This window comes from Kocuria oxytropis (assembly GCF_040981195.1).
In the GTDB taxonomy this organism is placed as follows: Bacteria; Actinomycetota; Actinomycetes; order Actinomycetales; family Micrococcaceae; genus Kocuria; species Kocuria oxytropis.
Window position 1 is genome coordinate 55,529 of record NZ_JAVFXA010000007.1, and the last position, 15,049, is coordinate 70,577.

The 15,049-nt window shown below is 72.8% G+C and carries 15 protein-coding genes; 2 read left to right on the plus strand and 13 right to left on the minus strand.

The annotated features are described in order from the left end of the window. Nucleotides 1-73 precede the first annotated feature (73 nt). Nucleotides 74-1,573 (minus strand): FAD-dependent oxidoreductase, encoded by a 1,500-nt coding sequence (locus QYM41_RS08875; RefSeq protein WP_368799385.1) that lies wholly within the window; start codon nt 1,571-1,573, stop codon nt 74-76. A 152-nt stretch (nt 1,574-1,725) separates the two neighbouring features. On the opposite strand from QYM41_RS08875, the gene QYM41_RS08880 reads away from it, so the two are divergent. After that, nucleotides 1,726-2,793, plus strand: a complete 1,068-nt coding sequence (locus QYM41_RS08880) for a spore photoproduct lyase family protein (RefSeq protein ID WP_368799386.1) — start codon at nt 1,726-1,728, stop codon at nt 2,791-2,793. A 170-nt stretch (nt 2,794-2,963) separates the two neighbouring features. On the opposite strand, the gene QYM41_RS08885 is transcribed toward QYM41_RS08880, so the two are convergent. From QYM41_RS08885 to QYM41_RS08915, 7 genes are all read right to left on the minus strand, one after another. Beyond that, entirely contained in the window at nt 2,964-3,314 is a 351-nt protein-coding gene (locus QYM41_RS08885; protein ID WP_368799387.1) for a cupin domain-containing protein, read from the minus strand. A 34-nt stretch (nt 3,315-3,348) separates the two neighbouring features. Beyond that, a complete protein-coding gene (locus QYM41_RS08890) occupies nt 3,349-3,864 on the minus strand; it encodes a methylated-DNA--[protein]-cysteine S-methyltransferase (RefSeq protein WP_368799388.1) in 516 nt (171 codons plus the stop codon). 9 nt (nt 3,865-3,873) lie between these two features. Further along, a complete protein-coding gene (locus tag QYM41_RS08895; protein ID WP_368799389.1) occupies nt 3,874-4,602 on the minus strand; it encodes a hypothetical protein in 729 nt (242 codons plus the stop codon). 28 nt (nt 4,603-4,630) lie between these two features. Next, nucleotides 4,631-4,888 carry a DUF3253 domain-containing protein gene (locus QYM41_RS08900; protein WP_368799390.1) on the minus strand — a complete coding sequence of 86 codons (258 nt, stop codon included), beginning with the start codon at nt 4,886-4,888 and terminating at the stop codon, nt 4,631-4,633. 154 nt (nt 4,889-5,042) lie between these two features. Further along, nucleotides 5,043-6,962: a DUF222 domain-containing protein gene (locus QYM41_RS08905; RefSeq protein ID WP_368799391.1), complete on the minus strand. Its 1,920-nt coding sequence runs from the start codon at nt 6,960-6,962 to the stop codon at nt 5,043-5,045. Nucleotides 6,963-7,068: 106 nt separating this feature from the next. Beyond that, the gene (locus QYM41_RS08910; RefSeq protein ID WP_438612569.1) at nt 7,069-8,169 is read right to left on the minus strand and encodes an alkene reductase; all 1,101 of its coding nucleotides are present in this window, start codon (nt 8,167-8,169) and stop codon (nt 7,069-7,071) included. Nucleotides 8,170-8,443: 274 nt separating this feature from the next. Next, a complete protein-coding gene (locus tag QYM41_RS08915) occupies nt 8,444-9,520 on the minus strand; it encodes a helix-turn-helix domain-containing protein (RefSeq protein ID WP_368799393.1) in 1,077 nt (358 codons plus the stop codon). 73 nt (nt 9,521-9,593) lie between these two features. On the opposite strand from QYM41_RS08915, the gene QYM41_RS08920 reads away from it, so the two are divergent. Next, nucleotides 9,594-10,118 (plus strand): VOC family protein, encoded by a 525-nt coding sequence (locus tag QYM41_RS08920; protein ID WP_368799394.1) that lies wholly within the window; start codon nt 9,594-9,596, stop codon nt 10,116-10,118. A gap of 13 nt (nt 10,119-10,131) precedes the next feature. On the opposite strand, the gene QYM41_RS08925 is transcribed toward QYM41_RS08920, so the two are convergent. The 5 genes from QYM41_RS08925 to QYM41_RS08945 all read right to left on the minus strand — a co-directional run bounded on the left by QYM41_RS08925 (nt 10,132) and on the right by QYM41_RS08945 (nt 15,009). Beyond that, the gene (locus QYM41_RS08925) at nt 10,132-10,572 is read right to left on the minus strand and encodes a VOC family protein (RefSeq protein ID WP_368799395.1); all 441 of its coding nucleotides are present in this window, start codon (nt 10,570-10,572) and stop codon (nt 10,132-10,134) included. Between the two features lie 344 nt (nt 10,573-10,916). Next, entirely contained in the window at nt 10,917-12,614 is a 1,698-nt protein-coding gene (locus tag QYM41_RS08930) for an aryl-sulfate sulfotransferase (RefSeq protein WP_368799396.1), read from the minus strand. A gap of 164 nt (nt 12,615-12,778) precedes the next feature. Continuing rightward, nucleotides 12,779-13,111, minus strand: a complete 333-nt coding sequence (locus tag QYM41_RS08935; protein WP_368799397.1) for a protealysin inhibitor emfourin — start codon at nt 13,109-13,111, stop codon at nt 12,779-12,781. 75 nt (nt 13,112-13,186) lie between these two features. Then, entirely contained in the window at nt 13,187-14,569 is a 1,383-nt protein-coding gene (locus QYM41_RS08940; protein ID WP_368799398.1) for a M4 family metallopeptidase, read from the minus strand. After that, nucleotides 14,566-15,009, minus strand: a complete 444-nt coding sequence (locus QYM41_RS08945) for a hypothetical protein (RefSeq protein WP_368799399.1) — start codon at nt 15,007-15,009, stop codon at nt 14,566-14,568. The genes QYM41_RS08940 and QYM41_RS08945 overlap by 4 nt, the downstream gene beginning before the upstream one ends. Nucleotides 15,010-15,049 lie beyond the last annotated feature (40 nt).

Consider the following 15,049-nt stretch of genomic DNA (forward strand, 5'->3'; position numbering starts at 1 on the left):
TCGCCGCACCCCTTCAGCACGACGGCGGTCCGCCTCCATCGGGGAGGCGGACCGCCGTCGTGTCAGGGAACGGTCAGTGCCCGGCTCGCGGCAGATCCCGCACGGCGGGGCCCTCGAGCAGGGAGCCGTCCGCGGCGAAACGGGAGCCGTGCAGCGGGCAGTCCCACGAGCGCTCGGCGTCGTTCCAGCGCAGCACGCCCCCGAGGTGCGTGCACATGCCGGAGACCTTGCAGGTGGTGCCCTCGACCGTGGACACGGCCACCGGACGGCCGTGCTCGCGGCCGACGACGCCCTGTCCCTCTGCGGGGGTCCCGGCCGGCAGCTCGCGGAGCTCGGCCTTGAGCCAGTCCTTGGGCGCGTTGAACCCCACACCGGCGTTGACGCGCAGGGCGGTGAGGACGTCCGACGGCGTGGTCACGCGCCGTCCCAGCGTCTCGGCCCACGGCACGCTGCCGCCGGTGATCTCGGCCTCCAGCGCGATGGCGGCGGCCACGGCGTTGCTCATCCCCCACTTGTTGTAGCCGGTGGCGAGGAAGATATTCCCACCGCCGCGAGGGAGGGTGCCGATGAAGGGGATGAGGTTGACCGACTCGTAGTCCTGGGCCGCCCACGCGTGGGTGCGCTCGGCGCCGGGGAACCACTGCTGCGTCCATGCCTCGAGATCGTCGACGGCGGCCTGCGGGGAGGCCGAGCGCCCCACCACGTGGTCGTTGCCGCCCACGAGCAGCAGCTCCTCCCCCTCAACCGGCACGGTGCGCAGTGTCCGGGTGGGGCTGTCCGCGCTGATGTACATGCCCTCGGGGATGGTCCCCGGCGCCCCGGGGACCCGGTAGGTCAGGGCGTAGGAGCGGTTCGGGGACAGCTTCGCGAAGTAGCCGCCGCGGTCCAGGACGGGGGTGCCCGTGGCGAGCACGAGCCGGTCCGCCCGCACCGGTCCGTGGGAGGTGCGCACGGTGAGGGGCGAGCGGACGCCGGCGCCGGTGATCCGGACGCCCTCCACGAGCGTCCCTCCGAGCTCGCGCAGCTCTGCGGCGAGGGCGCCGAGCACCTCCATGGGGTGGAACTGGACCTGGTCCGGCAGGGTGATGGCGCCGGAGACCCTGTACGGGAGCCCGGTGTCACGGGTCCAGTTCAGGTGCAGGTCGGCGATGCGGGCGGCCTCGAGCTCCTTGCGCAGGGTGGTGGCGCCCTGGGACGTGGTGGCGTAGGTGTACGCGGCGCGCCGCTGGAACGGGACGCCGCGCTCCTCGAGGAAGCGGACCAGCCAGTCCATGCCGGCACGGTTGCCGTCCACGTAGGCGCGCAGCACCTTGTCCGACTGGTGCCGGTGGATCTGGGACAGCGTGCTGCCCTGCAGCAGGGACAGCTTCGCCGTCGTGTTGCCGGTGGTCACGGCGCCCACGGAGCGGGCCTCGAGCACGGCGACCCGCTGGCCGGCGCGCGCGAGCAGCACCGCGGTGGTCAGACCGGTCAGACCGGCGCCCGCGACCACGGTGTCGTAGTGCGCCCCGGCGTCGAACCGGTCCGTCGCGGTGGACGGCACCTCGTACGTGTCGAGCCATACGGATCTCATGGATGAACTCCCTCGTGGTCGCTGCTGCCGCAGTGGTCGTCCGGATCGGGCCGTGGTGCCATCCTCGCGGCCCCCAGGTGGGAAGTCCACTGTCCATCGGTGGTGAGAACCCTGCGAACCGGCTGTCGGAGGCGGTTCCTAGACTCGGCGTCATGCCCCCCGAACCGTCCATGGTCGACATCACCCGCATCTACTACGAGGCGGCCGCCGCCGAGCTGCCCCGCGGGCGCGAGGTCCTCGAGCGGTGGCCGGACGCCACCCTGGTGGAGGTTCCGAGCCACTGGCAGATCCCGGAGCTGCACGGGGACGAGACCAATGCGCGGCGGTGGGTGCGGATCAAGCGCGAGGCCCTGGTCCTGGGGGTGAAGAAGTCGCTGGCGGCGCGGCCCAACGGACGGTCGGCGGACTTCATCGCGCCGTCCACGGCGAACGGGTGCGCCATGGCGTGCGCCTACTGCTATGTGCCCCGCCGGAAGGGCTACAGCAATCCGGTGACGGTCTTCGCCAACATCGAGCAGATCACCGGCTACCTGGACCGGCACATCCGCCGGCAGGGCACCAAGCCGGAGCCCAACCAGTGCGATCCGCACGCGTGGGTCTACGACCTCGGGGAGAACAGCGACTGCTCGGTGGACGCGCTGCTCAGCGAGAACGTGCACGACCTCGTGGACCTGTTCCGCCGCCACCCCACGGCCAAGGCGTCCTTCGCCACCAAGTACGTCAACCGGGAGCTGCTGGAGTGGGACCCGCAGGGGCGGACCCGCGTGCGGTTCTCGCTCATGCCGGCGCACCTGGCCAAGCTGACGGACATCCGGACCACTCCGGTGCCGGAGCGGATCGCCGCCATCGACGAGTTCGTGGGGGCCGGGTACGAGGTGCACGTGAACTTCTCCCCGGTGATCGTCACGGACACGTGGCTGGAGGACTGGGCCGAGCTCTTCGAGCAGCTCGACGCCGGACTGAGCCCGGCGGCCAAGGAGCAGCTGGCCTCGGAGGTGATTTTCCTGACCCACAACGCCCAGCTCCACGAGGTGAACACGCAGTGGCACCCGAAGGCCGAGGAGGTGCTGTGGCGCCCGGATCTCCAGGAGACCAAGCGCTCCCAGAACGGTGCCCTCAACGTGCGGTACCGGTTCCGCGACAAGCAGCGGTACCTGGAGCAGTTCCTGGCCCTGCTGCACGCGAAGCTGCCGTACTGCGACGTCCGCTACGCGTTCTGAGCCGGCGGCCCGGGAGCAGGCATCGAGCCGGTGGTCCGGTCTCGGCCACGGGGGTCAACCGCTGACCTGGTGCTCCACCACCGCCGGCGGGGAGCAGGCGCCGAGCCGGCGGCCCGGACCCACGTCCCCGGGCCGCACACGCCCCCGGCGTCCGGGACGGAGTCCTCGGTTCACGCCACCCGCGGGTCGTAGCCGTCGGAGGGCCGGGAGACGGTGGTCAGCAGGAACACCGAGTCCTCCAGCGCCTCCACCGAGTGGCGGGAGTCGGTGAGGGACAGGAGCTCCCCGGCCGTGAGCTCCTCGGCGAGCTGCCCGCGCTTGAGCACCCGGACACGGCCCTGGAGCAGCTGGAGGGTGGCGGCCGGCGGTGAGACGTGCTCGGCGAGCTCCTTGCCGGCGCACAGTGCCATCACCGTCTGCCGCAGCACGCCGTCGTGCACCACGAGCTCGGCGCTGCGCCCGGAACCCGATGCACGAGCCTTCTCGAGATTGGCGGTGGCGAGGTGGTCGAGGCGTCTCATGGGTCCTCCTGGTGGGGCGGCGGGGGTGCGGGCCTCACAGCAGCGCACCTTCGAGGCGCAGCAGGTACTCCTTGCGCTCCATGCCGCCGGCGTAGCCGGTGAGCCGGCCGTTCGCGCCGATGATCCGGTGGCACGGGACGAGCAGGCTGACGGGGTTGCGGCCGTTGGCGGCCCCGACCGCCTGTGCGGCCCGGGGCGCCCCGACCGCGCGGGCGACCTGTCCGTAGGTGCCGGTCGTGCCGTACGGGATCCGCGCGAGGGCGTTCCACACGCGCAGCTGGAACGGCGTCCCGTGCAGCACCACGTCGGCGTCGAACTCCTGCAGCCGTCCCCCGAAGTACTCGCCGAGCTGCTCGCGCACGTGCGGGAGCAGAGTGTCGTCGCGCGTTCCGAAGGAGTCGGGAACGGGTCCCTGGCGTGCTCCCTCCACGGAGAGCCCGGCGAGCGCACCGGCCTCCTCGACGAGAGCCAGCGGGCCGATGGGCGAGTCCACGACGGCGTGGCGGCGGACGGTCGCGGTGGAGGTGGCCGGGCGCAGTCTCAGTCCCATGGGCAGATTCTACGCCCGGCCCGGGCGCTCCCGCGGGGTGCGGGCGAGGGTGTAGGACGGTTCCCGCAGCCGGCAGGTCCACTCGTAGTTCTCCGCGCCCGTGGGGACGTTGAGCAGAGGATCGAAGCGTTCGTCGTCCCCGAAGGGCGCACCCGGACCGAGCTCGACCGTCCCGAAGCGCTGCCACGGCCCGAGGGGCGTGGCCCAGTGCAGACCGAGGACCCACGGCTCCGCGGCGACCGACGCCCGGAAGCGGTCGGGGCGGGCGGGCAGGCGCTCGGACCGCGGCTCGGGATGCGCGGCGACCAGCACGGGGCCGTCGAGACCGCGGTAGGGCATGAAGGACGCGAACGCGCCGTCCGGCACGCAGCGGTGGACCGTGGGGACGAAGCGCGAGAGCCGTCCGCTGCCGGCGGTGGCGAGGAGGAGGTCGGCCCGGCCGTCGCTGCGGCCCTCCATCTGCCCGGAGGGCGGTACGGGACAGCGCAGGGCGAGGCCCAGGATGTCGGGCCAGTCCTGGGGGAAGCCGAAGGAGCGGGAGAAACGGGCCCGCACGGGATCCTCGCCGGCCTCGTCGATCCAGTGGATGCCGCTGCTGCCGCCGCCCGTCCGGGTCAGGACGCCCTCGAGGCCGACACCTTCGGAGTGGATGGGCCGGTGGGGCCGGAACTGCTTGAGCAGCACGAACGGCGCCCGGGCAGCTGACCCGAGCAGGGTGCTGATGGGTGCGGTCGTCATGGTCATCACGCTACCCCGCGGTCCGGCGTCAGGAGCGGCGGAGCCCGACGCGGATCGGTCCTCGAGCGGTCCGGCCGTCGACCGTGCGCCCGCGCTGGGTGATGTCCACGAGTCCATCCTCGGCCAGCCCGCAGGCCTCCAGGCGGACGTCCTCCATCAGGTCCCGCCAGCCGTCTGGGGCCAGGGCACGTGCGACCTCGGAAGGACAGACGGTCTTCTCGGGACCACGCCGGCGGACCATGTCGAGCAGCACCGAGCGTATCTCGGCGGACGTCGGGGTCGTCACGGACTGCTCCTCTCCTGTCCTCTCCCGGAGAGGCCGGTCCGGAGTGGGACCGGCCGGGCGCGACACCGCTCCCGGAGTTCTGCCGCAGGGTCGATGTCGGTCCGGAGCGCGTCCGGGCCGAGACGGCTCCGTTCGTGCCCTCAGGATCAGGATGTCAGAACGGGGGCAGATCGGCTGCCGGAGCGGGCAGAAGACGGGGCCGCACGCTCCGCAACGGAGCAGGAACCGGGGCCGCGTCCGCAGCACCTCCCTGAGCCGGACCCGGGACACCACGCGGAGCACGATCCGACGCACGGACCGGCGCACGACGCGGAACGCGGTCCGGAGCCGGGAGACCGCGGGGAGCGCGGTTCCGGGCACAGTCCGGCGCAGGACCCGGGACACCTCGCGGGGGACGGTCCGGTAGGAGATCCGGCCCGCCATCCGGCCCACGATCCGGTGCGCGGTACGGGACGAACCACGGCTCCGGGTCCGGAACCGGGTGACGGTGCTCCTGCGGATGCGTCCGATGGACCTGCCCCGCAGGGGAGGTCCACTCGAGCACGCCGTGCTGGAGCAGGGCCGCCGCCCCCGCCGATTCCCGGGCGTCGGGGCGCTCGCGGCCGGACACCGACCGACCGGACACCGAGTGGCCGGACTCCGGGAGCTCGGGTGCCACGTGCGCCACCCGCCATCGCCCCAGCGGGCCGTCCCGGTGCTTGAGCAGGTGGTGGTGCCGGCACAGGTGCGCCAGATTGTCCGCCGAGGTGCGTCCGCCGTCGGCCCAGGCGACAGTGTGGTCCAGGTCGCAGCGCGAGGCGCGGCGCCGGCAGCCCGGGAAGCGGCACGTGCCGTCCCGGGCACGCAAGCGGCTCTTGAGGTCCGCGGGCACGGCGTAGGTGCTGCGGTCCCGGTCCAGGACGGTTCCGGTGACGGGGTGGGTCAGGATCCGGGACCAGGACGGCGCACGAGCCGCGATCTGCTCGGCCAGGCTGATCGGAATGGGCCCGTAGCCCTCCAGCTCCGCGCAGTGGGTGGTTCCCGGAAGGTCCTCGAGAACCCCTGTGGGCACGACTCCGGCGTGGCGCAGCAGCGCGAGGGCCGGCACGGTGACCGTCACGTGCCCGCGGATGCCGCGCAGACGCTCCGGCAGGTCGGCGGGCTCGGCGTCGAGCAGGAGGTCCGCCAGCACGTCCGCCCGCAGCTGGAGCGCCGTCCGGCGATCCGGGGGCTCCGCAGCGGCCGTGGGCTGCCCGGCCTCCGGGCCGCCCACCGCCGGCGTCGCGGGTGATCCCCCGGCAGGGGTCTGCCCCGGGACGGAGCGGAGCAGTGCCGCTCGCTCGGCCAGGGTGTCGAGGCGGTCCTGGATCGCGTGCGCGGTGGCCGCATCCAGGAGGGCGCACAGCTGCGCCATGCCGTCCTCGCGGGGCTCGACCCAGACGCGGCGGTCCTGCAGTGCCAGCCGGTGGCGCTGCTCCTCGGTCTCCCGCAGCAGACCCGCACGGCGCCGGCGCGCGAGGGCGCGCAGCTGGGCCGCGGTGCTGTCCGGTGCCCGCCGCAGCAGTTCGTCCACGATCAGGCGCACGCCCGCGACCGGTGCCCGCAGTTCGGGCGCGCAGCTGCCGGCGTCCCACACCAGCTCACGCCACAGATCGACGACCACACCCGTCTGACGCAGGCCCGTCACGCCCTGTTCCAACGCCTCCAGCACCTGGGGCAGGTCCTCCGCGAGCAGCACGGCGTCCTCGACCCGGCGCAGCGCGGTCCCCGCCGGAAGCCGCAGGGCCGGACCGATCTCATCGGCCACGTCCCGGATCGTCTGCTCCTCGGGCTCGAGCGAGTGGGGGCCCAGGCGGTCGGCTCCGGGACGCATCCAGTGCGCCTCCACCATCCAGCGCTGCTCCCGACCCTCCTCCTGGAGCTGCCAGAGGCGGTGCAGCCACCGGTACTGGCGTCCCGCCGCCCGCGCCTCGGCCCGGGACTCCTCGATCAGGGCCCGCACACCCTCGGCGAACTCCTCGCCGATCTCGGCCAGGTCGGTCTCCTCCCGGAGGGCGTCCTCCAGGGTTCGCGGCGGGACGGCGGTGGTGGCCATGGTTCATGGTCCCAGCCGGCTCCGACACCCTAAGAGTGATGCGTGTCACACACAGGGGTCCTCCCGTGCCCCGTCCGGCGGTTCCGACCGGGGCACGGGGATCCGCTCAGGACTGCACGAACGGGTAGTCCGTGTAGCCCTCGGCCCCCTGCGTGTAGAAGGTCAGCGGGTTGGGCACGTTCTCGGGCAGGTCCTCGGTCCAGCGCCGCACCAGGTCCGGGTTCGCGATCGCAGGGCGCCCGACGACGACGCCGTCCGCTGCGCCCTCCTCGATCAGCCGGACCCCCTCCTCGCGGGTGGTCGGGACGTCGCTGAAGCCGCTGTTGGCCAGGAAGGCACCGCCGAAGCGGGAGCGCAGCCACTGCACGAACTCCCCTGCCGGCTCCTTGTGCAGGACGGACAGGTAGGCGAGACCGAGGTCCGCGATGCCGTCGACGAGAGCGGCGTACGTGGCCCGGACGTCCTCGTGGTTCGTCTCCCAGGCGTCCTGGATGTTGTGCTCGGGGGAGATCCGCAGGCCGACCCGATCCGCTCCCACGGCCTCGGCCACGGCGCGGACCACCTCGATCACGAGACGGGCACGGTTCTCCGGGGAGCCGCCGTACTCGTCGGTGCGCCGGTTGGCGCCGGGGGCGAGGAACTCGTGCAGCAGGTAGCCGTTGGCGCCGTGCACCTCCACCCCGTCCAGGCCGGCCTCGATCGCGTTGCGCGAGGCCCGGACGAAGGACTCCACCACGGCGGGCAGCTCCTCCGTGGTCAGGGCGTGCGGGACGGGGTACTCGACCTTGCCCTGATAGGTGTGCGTCCTGCCCTCGATCGCGACGGGGCTCGGCGCTACGGCCTCACGGCCGCCGTTGATGTCCGGGTGGGTGACCCGGCCGGCGTGCATGACCTGCATGAACAGGCGGCCGTCGGCGGCGTGGACGCTCTCGGCCACGCGGCGCCAGCCCTCGACCTGCTCCGGCGTCTCGATGCCGGGCTGGAAGGGGTAGCCCTGGCCCGCCGCGTCCGGGTACGTGCCCTCGGTGACGATGAGGCCCATGGAGGCGCGCTGGGTGTAGTGCTCCACGGTCAGCTCGCCGGGCACGCCGTCACGGCCGGAGCGCAGCCGGGTGAGCGGGGCCATGACGAGGCGGTTGGGCACCTCGAGAGAGCCGAGGGTGAACGGGGTGGCCAGAGTGGAGTGGGGCACGGTGGGGTTCGGCACGGGAACGCCTTTCATCGGGAACCGGGTCTGTCCGTCTCAACGGCGGACCCGGCGGAGTTATTTGCGTCCCTGCTGTCTCGTTCCTCACAGCGGACGCCTTTGCGGGCCGCGCCCGGAGTCCCAGAAGCGGGCATCACAGGCCCTCCCGGCCGGTCTGGGTGCGAGCGGTCTGGGTGCGAGCAATCCGGGTGCGACCGCTCTACGTGGGACCGGTCTGGATGCGACCGGTCTCGGTGCGAGCGATCCGAGTGCGAGCAATCCGGGTGCGACCGCTCTACGTGGGACCGGTCTGGATGCGACCGGTCTCGGTGCGACCGGTCTGGGTGCGACCGGACGGCGTGCGACCGGACCGTGCCCGGCCGTAGCCGCGCGGGGTGGTGCCCAGCACCGCACGGAACTCCCGGGTGAGGTGGGACTGGTCCGCGAAGCCCAGCTCCGCGGCGAGCGCCCCCAGGTCCGCGGCCGGATCCGCGCGCATCCGTTCGGCTGCCTCCTGGAGCCGACGACGACGGAGCAGCAGCTGCGGCGGCATCCCGACGAACCGGGCCGCGAGCCGTTGCAGGGAGCGCTCGGACACGTGCAGCCTCCGGGCGAGATCGCCCGGGCCGCGCACCCCGGCGTCCGTCTCGACGAGATCGACCATGCGGTTGGCCTCGGCGCCGTCCCGCGCCGCCGCCGGGGGCACCGCCGCCGCGAGCACCCGGACGTGGTCCAGGAGCAGGGCAGCCGCCCGCTCGTGCCGGCCGGCCGGGTCCGCCTCCCGGCTGTGCGACTCCAGGCGGTCCGTCTCCAGGCGGTCCGTCTCCAGGCTGTCCGTCTCTGGGCTGGCCGTCTCCGTACCGCTCCCCTCCGTCCTGTCCACCTCTGGCCTGTCCGACTCCGCCCTGTCCCTTTCCGCCCGGTCTCTTTCCGTCCGGTCCGTCCCTGGACTGCCCCTCTCCGCCCTGCCCTCCTCCGCCCGGTCCGCCGCCATGGCCTCCGCCACGGCGGCGGTCAGTCCGGGGGCGGACAGCGGCGCGGATCCGTCGAGCAGATCCGCCGGCCGCGCCGTGAACAGCAGCACCCCCGCCGGTCGCAGGAGCGCGCCGACCGCCCAGCCCCTGCCCTCGAGAACCCGGGTGGAGGCACGGCTCGTGGGCCCGTACAGCGTCACGCCGTCCGGCTCGACCACCACGTTGCTCGCCGGATACCCCAGCACCAGCTGCTCGACCCGCTCCCCCGCCGGCAGGTCCCACTCCGGGATCCACAGCTGCCGGACGAGGTGGGCGACGTCGTCGGGCGCGGGAAGGCGCGCGACCATGACCTGCGGTCCCGGGGTGAGGTGGCCCCGCGTGGTGGGCGGCTCGGTCATGGCACGAGCGTAACCAGCAGGGGGTGACGGAAATCTTCAAGACCGGCTCCCGCCGGATCCCTAGGCTCAGCACATGAGCACAGAGCAGAACCTCCGCGGGGTCACCGGAGCGCACACCAATGAGGGGACGCCCCACGGGTTCACGTCCCTGACCCCCTTCATCGCGGTGGTCGACGCCGCCGCGGCGATCGCCTTCTACACCCGCGCCTTCGGGGCCGTCCTCGTGGACCGCACCGACATGCCCGGGCCGGACGGGACGCCCGTCGTCGTGCACGCCACCCTCGACATCGGCAACGGGCGCCTCCAGGTGGGCGAGGTGAACCCCGCCTTCCACCTCGTGGCACCGCCCGAGGGCGACGACGCCTGCTACTCCCTGGGTCTCTACGTCCCGGACGTGGACGAGGTGGTGGCCCGCGCCGTGGCCGCCGGGGCCACCGTCCGCGAACCCGTCAGCACGTTCGTCTCCGGCGACCGCTTCGGGAGCATCCGCGACCCCTTCGGCGTCCGGTGGTCGGTCATGACGCGGGTCGAGGACCTCACCGAGGAGCAGAGCAACGCCCGTGTCGCCGAGTGGGCGGAGTCCGCCGGCCAGGAATGAGGCGCCGCGCGGCTCAGGCGTCCCGGGAGTCGGCGGCCGGGGCGTGGAGCTCCAGGGCGATGTCGTCCGGGTCGCGGAACTCCAGGATGTGGCCGACGCCGATGTCCTTGATCCCCCCGTGGGCGATCCCCAGGTCGTCCAGGACGACGACGGCGTCCTGGAGGTCGGCCTGCGACGCCACGGTGAAGCACAGGTGGTCCAGCCCCACCCGGTCCTCGTCGTACCGGTCCCCGTCCGGCGCCACCGGCCGGAGGCCCAGCAGGCCACCGCCGAACTGGTAGATGACGCCACCGAAGAGGAAGGACAGCTGGTCCTTCGTCTCCTGGTCGGCGTCCGCCGGGGGAGCCTCGAAGGCGACCGGGAAGCCGAAGACGGCGTCGTAGAAGGCGCGGGACCGGTCGATGTCGGTGACCGTGAGCCGGACGTGGGCGTAATCGGTGGCGCTGATGGGCACAGTGTTCTCCGGTGTCGTCGGGGCGGCGCTGCAAGCGGGGTGTCCTGCCGTACGCACCGGGGGCAGCACCTGTCCCGGTGGCCAGGACACGCACTCTACGGGGCTTCATCCCTGCGGGCGAGGGTCCGGACCCCGCGCGCGAACTCCTCGGACGCGCGCAGGGCCCGGTCTCCGGGACGGGTCCCGGCCGCGGTTCTCCACTCCCCGACCGGGACCGTCAGCTTCTCCCTGTGCCCCGGGATCCCCTCGCACCGCTCACCCAACCAGCTGGTGCTGAACACGAGCTGAGGCCCGGCCGTCCCCGCCCGGCCTCGCCGCCCGGCCGTTCCCGCCGCGGCCGCCGGCTACCCGGCGAACCAGAAGTCCTCGAAGTCGTACTTCAGCACTCGGTAGGCGAAGTCGTTCTCGGTCGGCCCTTCGAGGGCGTAGCCGAAGCGGGCGATGACCTCGCGCTGGGCGTCGTACTCCGCGAACGTCAGGGCCTGGCCGCTGTTGATCAGGAGCGGGCCACCGAGGTCCTGCACGTTGCTGACGATCGCGGAGTAGGGCACGGGCACGGACTCGACCTCGGTGTAGGTCCCGGCGTTCTCGTCGACGAGATACCTGCGGTACTCCGAGCGCAGCGCAGGGTCCGCCGTGGCCACCGGGGAAGCCCCCGCGGGGACGGGCCCGGTGTAGTCCGGACGGCTGTTCATCCGCCAGAACGAGTTGTCGAACATGGTGAGGTAGTACTGGCCGGGGGCCAGGTCCGCGTCGTCGTGGCGCACCACGGAGTGCTGCCCGGCGGTGTCGGGGAAGTCCCCCGCCTTCTCGAGCAGGAGATTCTCGGCCTCGGTGCCGGCCCAGACCTCGGCCTGCCCGATGACGTAGTCGAGCGCGGGGCTCCCGTGGACGTCGTCGACCTTCAGGATCGCGGAGGTCTCGCGTGAGCTGACGATCACCGAGTCCCCGTCCGGGGACCAGTCCACCGAGTTCAGGTGCAGCCAGTCGTCCACGCTGTCCGGGCCGTACGGCCGGGCGCGGGTCGTGTAGTCGGCGAGGAGCTCCGAAAAGTCCACCGTCTTCTCGACCGCGCCGGTTCCGAGGTCCAAGGAGACCAGGACGTCCTCCACGCTGTCCTTGGCGGTCTCCGTCGCCAGGATCACGACCTTGCCGTCGTCGGTGACGTCGAAGTCGTGGTGCATCTCGTAGCCCGGCAGGACGTGGGTCGCCACGACACGGCCGAGGCCGTCGATGCGGGCCACCCGGTTCGTCCCGACGGTGGTCACCATGGTGCCGTCGTAGAACTCCAGGCGGTCCGTGCGGTAGCCGTCGAGGTCGAACTCGGCACGCAGCACCCCCGCGTTGTCGTACAGCAGGGTGTAGTCGACGTGACGTCTCAGGCCGATGACGGCGAACAGGCCGTCGGTGAGCTCCTCGGCGTCCCCCTCCACGGTGCGCTCGAGCGTCGTGCGGTCGCCCGAGGCACTCGCAGGAGCCGTCAGGGTGAACGAGAACTCCGCGGCCTCGCCGTCGTCGGGCTGCCAGGTGGTGGTCACGGTGTTCTCGGCGCCCGGGACCACCCCGATGAGCTGCCCTTCGAACGCCGTGTCGCTCGGGTCGTGGTCCTCGGCCACACGGGTGAAGTTCTCGGTGCCGGGAGAGCTGACGGTGTAGGTCAGGGTGCCGCCGCCCTCCGTCCCGAACCGGGCGAGGACACCGGTGGTGTTGGTGCCGTACGGGTTGAGCACGAGCAGGGGGTCCGCCGGTGTCGGCCCCTGGGTCTCCAGGTCGTCCAGCGCGGCGTCGATCACCTGCTGCACGTCCAGGGCGAAGCCTCCGGGCTCCTCGGGGACGCCGTTGCGGGCGACCGAGACCGTGTAGAGCGTGGTGTCCGCCTCCGGGTAGGTCTCGGCCGTGGCGACCAGCTGGTCGGCGGCGGGCACCAGGGGAGGAGCACCCGGGCGCTGCGGAGGCGGGGCCGCGAGCGCCGGGGCCCCCGTCAGGACCAGGGCGGCCGCCGTGAGCAGGGTGATGGAACGAGCGCGCGATCTGGTCGACATCTCGGACTCCTCGCGGTGGGCGCAGCGGTCGGTGCGGCCGAGTGTAACCGTCCGACACCGCTCTGATCAGGGGCGATGTCTTTGCGGGGGCTAACGCCCCACCCCACCGGCGGGTCCGCGGGGTGAGATGACCCCCGATGACCTCCGCACGACCCGTGGCCGACTCACGCCTCCTGGCCGGGTTCGCACTGGTCGGCGCAGTCGCGCAACCGCGCCACGAGCTCCTGCGCCTCCGGGTCCTGGTCGAACTCGCCCACCACGAGACGCCGGACGCCCGAGCTGCTCCGGACCTCGATCACCCAGTTCTGCTGATCGGCCGCACCGCGGCGGGTGGTCGGGCTCTCCGGACCCGTCCGGTGCGCACGGACGGCCTCGAAGAGCTCGAGGAGCGCGTCCTGCTGCGCCCGGGGCAGGGACTCGGTCTCGAAGCTGCGCTCCACGGCCAGCCCGGGGAAGAACGCGACGCCTCCCTCGAGGCGGTAGCTGACTCGCGCCATGAACGGTTCCGTCCCTCCGTAGGGCGCCCCCGGCCCGGGCGGTCCCGTGCGGGGACCGGCGGGGCCGGTGCGGAATCAGTTCCCGACTATACCCGTGGCGCCCTTCCTGGTCAGGCGCCAGCACCCGTCCGCCCCCTCGAAGGTGGACATGGCACCCGTGGCCACGTCGCCCACGAGGGTGCCCGCGTACCAGGCCGCGCCGGCGTCGAAGGACAGGAGCAGGGTGCCGTCCTGCTGGTGCCACCGGCCGGACAGCTCGCCGGTGAACGTCCCGTCGTCGTGGAACGTCAGGGCCGCCCGCGCGAAGGAGTCCGTGCAGCCCCAGCTGTAGTGGAGCACCCAGTCGTCCGCGGGCACGACCGCGGCCCGGGCCGCCTCGGGCGCGACCCCCACCTGCTGCCACGCGTCCGCCACCACGGCCTGCTCCGCGGGCCCGTACAGGGCGGCGGCGTGCTGGAGGGTGAGGCCCGCGAAGTCCTTGAACTGCGCGGTCCAGCGCTGTCGCCGCAGCGCGGGATCCCGCATCGCGGCGTACCAGATCCGCCCGGCCCTGTCCCAGCTGAAACCGCCGAGTGCGATGGCTGCGAGGCAGAAGGCCCGGTTCGGGATGCCCGAGTTGATGTGCACCCCGCCGTTGTCGTCCAGGGTGTGCACGAAGCGGGACATGTGGTCCGGCTGGGGGTCCTTGCCGAGCAGGGCGTCGTCGAACGCGGTGCCGGGTGCCTTCATCGACCGGAGGCCGACGCCGTCGACGGCGCTCGTGAAGAGACCGGCGCCGATGACCCAGTCGGCGTCCGCCGCCGTCTGCTGCGGTTCGGCGACGTACTGCTTGACCATGGCCCCGATCACGTCCGAGAAGTGCTCGTTAAGCGCCCCGGACTGGTACATGTACAGGAGGTCGGACTCGTTCGTGGTGATCCCGTGCGCCAGCTCGTGCCCGATGACGTCCACGGCGGCGGTGAAACGGTTGAAGTACTGGCCGTCACCGTCCCCGAAGATCATCTGCCGGCCGTCCCAGGCCGCGTTGTTGTACCGGTCCTGGTAGTGCACCGTGCCGAGCAGGGGCATGCCGGCGTCGTCGAGGGAGTTGCGCCCGAAGACGTCCCGCATGAGGTCGAACGTGGACCCCAGCCCGTCGTAGGCCTCGTCCACGGCGGGATCGTCGCTGGCGGGGTCTCCCTCGGAGCGCACGAGCGTGCCGGGGAGCTCACCGGTGTTGCCGGCCGAGTGCACCCTGCGCTCCTTGCCGGTGGTCGTCCGCGGCGCGACGGACCGGGTGGCCGGCTCCGTGATCAGGCGCTCCGCCCGGACCGTGGTGTCCACGGCGAGAGCGGCCAGGGCGTTCCGCCGGGTCCGCTCGTCCCCGCGCACCGCCATCTGCTCGTGCACGTACGGCGGGATCACCCCGCAGAACGGTCCGTGACCCTGCCCGCGTCCGTGTCCGTGCTCCGCGGTCATGACCTTCCCTCCTCTGCGCCCGGGATCCGGTTCCCCGCGGCGTCCAGCTCACCGGAGGACGTGCCCACGGCATCGAGCTCACCGGGCGATCTGCCCGCCGCGTCCGGCTTCCGCCCCGCCGCGTCCGCCGGCTGCCCGGCGCTGCTGTCCGCCGTGTCCGCCCCACCGGCCGCCCCCTGCCTGACCAGGTACCAGCAGCCGCCCGGCGAGCCGTCGAAGGAGGACATCGCCCCCGCCCCGGCGCTGCCGGTCACCGTGCCGCCGTACTGCGCGGGGCCGTCGGCGAACCGGAGCAGCAGCGTGCCGTCCTGCTGCCGCCAGTCGCCGGAGAAGCCACCGCCCGAGAACGTGCCGTCCGGGGTGAACACCAGGCCCACCCGGCCGTAGTCGTCGGTGCAGCCCCAGCTGAAGTGGAGCACCCACGGACCGGAGATCGTCACAGTTCCGCCCCTCTCGTCGTCCGGCGCGGAAGCACCGGCA

What these genes read in the sequence shown, in the direction of transcription:
- QYM41_RS08875 (WP_368799385.1), bottom strand. Translation starts at nt 1,573, where the DNA reads ATGAGATCCGTATGGCTCGACACGTACGAGGTGCCGTCCACCGCGACG.
- QYM41_RS08880 (WP_368799386.1), top strand. Translation starts at nt 1,726, where the DNA reads ATGCCCCCCGAACCGTCCATGGTCGACATCACCCGCATCTACTACGAG.
- QYM41_RS08885 (WP_368799387.1), bottom strand. Translation starts at nt 3,314, where the DNA reads ATGAGACGCCTCGACCACCTCGCCACCGCCAATCTCGAGAAGGCTCGT.
- QYM41_RS08890 (WP_368799388.1), bottom strand. Translation starts at nt 3,864, where the DNA reads ATGGGACTGAGACTGCGCCCGGCCACCTCCACCGCGACCGTCCGCCGC.
- QYM41_RS08895 (WP_368799389.1), bottom strand. Translation starts at nt 4,602, where the DNA reads ATGACGACCGCACCCATCAGCACCCTGCTCGGGTCAGCTGCCCGGGCG.
- QYM41_RS08905 (WP_368799391.1), bottom strand. Translation starts at nt 6,962, where the DNA reads ATGGCCACCACCGCCGTCCCGCCGCGAACCCTGGAGGACGCCCTCCGG.
- QYM41_RS08915 (WP_368799393.1), bottom strand. Translation starts at nt 9,520, where the DNA reads ATGACCGAGCCGCCCACCACGCGGGGCCACCTCACCCCGGGACCGCAG.
- QYM41_RS08920 (WP_368799394.1), top strand. Translation starts at nt 9,594, where the DNA reads ATGAGCACAGAGCAGAACCTCCGCGGGGTCACCGGAGCGCACACCAAT.
- QYM41_RS08930 (WP_368799396.1), bottom strand. Translation starts at nt 12,614, where the DNA reads ATGTCGACCAGATCGCGCGCTCGTTCCATCACCCTGCTCACGGCGGCC.
- QYM41_RS08935 (WP_368799397.1), bottom strand. Translation starts at nt 13,111, where the DNA reads ATGGCGCGAGTCAGCTACCGCCTCGAGGGAGGCGTCGCGTTCTTCCCC.
- QYM41_RS08940 (WP_368799398.1), bottom strand. Translation starts at nt 14,569, where the DNA reads ATGACCGCGGAGCACGGACACGGACGCGGGCAGGGTCACGGACCGTTC.